3 protein-coding genes and 1 pseudogene are annotated in these 1,923 nt (G+C 66.1%); 1 reads left to right on the forward strand and 3 read right to left on the reverse strand.

All coding sequences use genetic code 11. From position 1 onward, the window contains the following. Positions 1-117 (forward strand): annotated as a pseudogene (locus KBX06_RS27385) (IS5/IS1182 family transposase); the annotation flags it as partial. A 78-nt stretch (positions 118-195) separates the two neighbouring features. Here the strand turns inward: KBX06_RS27385 and KBX06_RS27390 are convergent. Genes KBX06_RS27390 through KBX06_RS27400 form a run of 3 tightly spaced genes read right to left on the reverse strand, consistent with a single transcriptional unit; the run spans position 196 to position 1,847 of the window. Continuing rightward, on the reverse strand, positions 196-477 hold the full coding sequence (locus KBX06_RS27390) for a hypothetical protein (RefSeq protein ID WP_210839941.1): 282 nt from the start codon (positions 475-477) through the stop codon (positions 196-198). Continuing rightward, the gene (locus KBX06_RS27395) at positions 474-806 is read right to left on the reverse strand and encodes a hypothetical protein (protein WP_210839942.1); all 333 of its coding nucleotides are present in this window, start codon (positions 804-806) and stop codon (positions 474-476) included. The genes KBX06_RS27390 and KBX06_RS27395 overlap by 4 nt, the downstream gene beginning before the upstream one ends. 3 nt (positions 807-809) lie before the next feature. Beyond that, the gene (locus KBX06_RS27400) at positions 810-1,847 is read right to left on the reverse strand and encodes a hypothetical protein (protein ID WP_210839944.1); all 1,038 of its coding nucleotides are present in this window, start codon (positions 1,845-1,847) and stop codon (positions 810-812) included. Positions 1,848-1,923 lie beyond the last annotated feature (76 nt).

Raw genomic sequence — 1,923 nt, forward strand, 5'->3', positions numbered from 1 at the left:
ACCCTCAAGGGCTGGAAGATCCTTACCAAGCTCCGCTGCTGCCCCCGACGCGCCACCGCGATCATCAAGGCCATCCTCGCCCTACATCACGGCCCGACCAGCCAAAACCCACGATGAAAAGCGCTCACTGTGAGGCCAAACTCCACCAGGGAGTCTGATCGATAGCAGCAATCAGCCGCTTCGGTGCCGTCGATGTCAGGCCGATCTCCGCACCGCCGCAAGACCACAGGCCACCACGAAGCTGACCGCCATCAGTCCGATCCGTAGCCAGGGCACATCCCGGGTCGGCCGTACGCCGATCGAGACCGCCAACCCCAACTGTGCCAGCAGAGCGAGGCAGATGACGACGCTGAGCGACCGGTAGGTGTTTCCGAACTCGGACCAGAACACCCAGGTGCCGTAGACAGCTGGGACCACCATCAGCAGGCTCAGACCGATCAGCGGAACAGCCAGTCTCCATCGCATGCCGACGTTCACCGCCGCTCCTCCCGGTCCTCGCTGGTGGCACCGCCCAGAGGCTCCACCTCGACGGTCAGCGCCGCACCCGCGTCACGAAGCTGCTGCGCCTGCCGCTCCCATTCGGCGCGATCCTCCCGGCTGACGGCCTCCCGCTCGCGCAGCGACGCCGTGAAGGCGTCGTCCAGCGCCCGGCCGTGCCAGGAGAACGCCGCCGCCGTACGCAGGTCCGCCTCACCGTTGAGGACGGTGCGGGCCAGGGAACCCAGTGGGTCGTCGCCGCCGCGGTTCCTGGCGAGCGTCGTCAGGACCGCGCGGGCCAGCGGTTGGCGGTGGATCTCGTCGGTCATGGCCTATCCCTGCTGTCCGGGGTGCTGATAGGGCTTGAGGTCGGGAAGCGCGGAAACGGCCGCGCTTGCCTGGATCATGCCAATGGTTCCGGCGATGCCCTTGAAAGTGGCCTCGGCGTTGCCGTAGAAGGTCGAGATCTCGTTGTAGAGGTCGTACGCCTGCCAGGCGTAGTAGGCAGCCACGCCGTAACCGATGACTGGCCCGACGCCCGTCTCGATCGTCGCCGTGCCGACAGCTGAGGCGAGGTTGATGACGATCAGGACGTCGATGAGCTTCGCGATCAGGCCGCTGACCACATCGAAGAGGTGCTTGGCGGCCACGGCAGCCTTGGTGTAGAGCTCGGCGTACTGGTCGCAGATCGGGTGCAAGGCCATGGCCGCCTTGCCGAGCCTGAGTTGGAACTCCTGCTCGGCTTCCGCGGCCCGGCCCTGCCAGACGTCTGGTACGTCCCCTGCAGTGGTAACGAGGTTGCGGCCGACATCGAGTAGCGCATTGCCGATGATCCGCCAGGCTGCGGCGCAGTGGATGTAGGCATCCCAGTCGCCGCTGAGCTGCTTGCTCCAGTCCTCGAACGGGTCGTACCCGAACAGCCACACGCTGACCTGGCGCAGCCAGGCAGCAGGGCTGATCAGATCCGCGAGCGGGTTGATCTTCCACATCTCGACTGCGGTCGCGTAGTTGGGCGACACCAGGTGCTTGGTTGGCTCGGCTACGTCAGCGAAGGGAGACCGAGGAGCCGTGGGCCACAGGTCGGGGCGGCCGGTGGTGAGGGCGCTCCACATGGCCGCCGGGTCTTTCGCGCCCGGATAGGTCTGGTCGATCCGGCTTGCCGCCGTTGCATCCGAGGTGGAGTAGTGGCGCTGGGCGAGGTTGATCTGCGTGGCGGCGCTCCGGCTGACCGTCTCCAGCCGTTGTAGCCCCTGCGTCATCCGGTCGTACACCAGCTTGTGCGGGCTGGCGAAGATGACCAGCAGACCTTCCTCGGCAAAAGTCAGAGGGTGGTTCGGTAGCTTTCGTCCATTCTGGGTTTGGGCCGGCATGTGAATGTGAGCCGTGGTCGTAACCGGTAGGTCCGGCCGGCGTTGGGCTGATCATGGGTGAGCGTGCGGCGTATCC

The sequence above is a fragment of the Micromonospora sp. C31 genome, assembly GCF_018070575.1.
Lineage (GTDB): Bacteria > Actinomycetota > Actinomycetes > Mycobacteriales > Micromonosporaceae > Micromonospora.

What these genes read in the sequence shown, in the direction of transcription:
- KBX06_RS27395 (WP_210839942.1), bottom strand. Translation starts at nt 806, where the DNA reads ATGACCGACGAGATCCACCGCCAACCGCTGGCCCGCGCGGTCCTGACG.
- KBX06_RS27400 (WP_210839944.1), bottom strand. Translation starts at nt 1,847, where the DNA reads ATGCCGGCCCAAACCCAGAATGGACGAAAGCTACCGAACCACCCTCTG.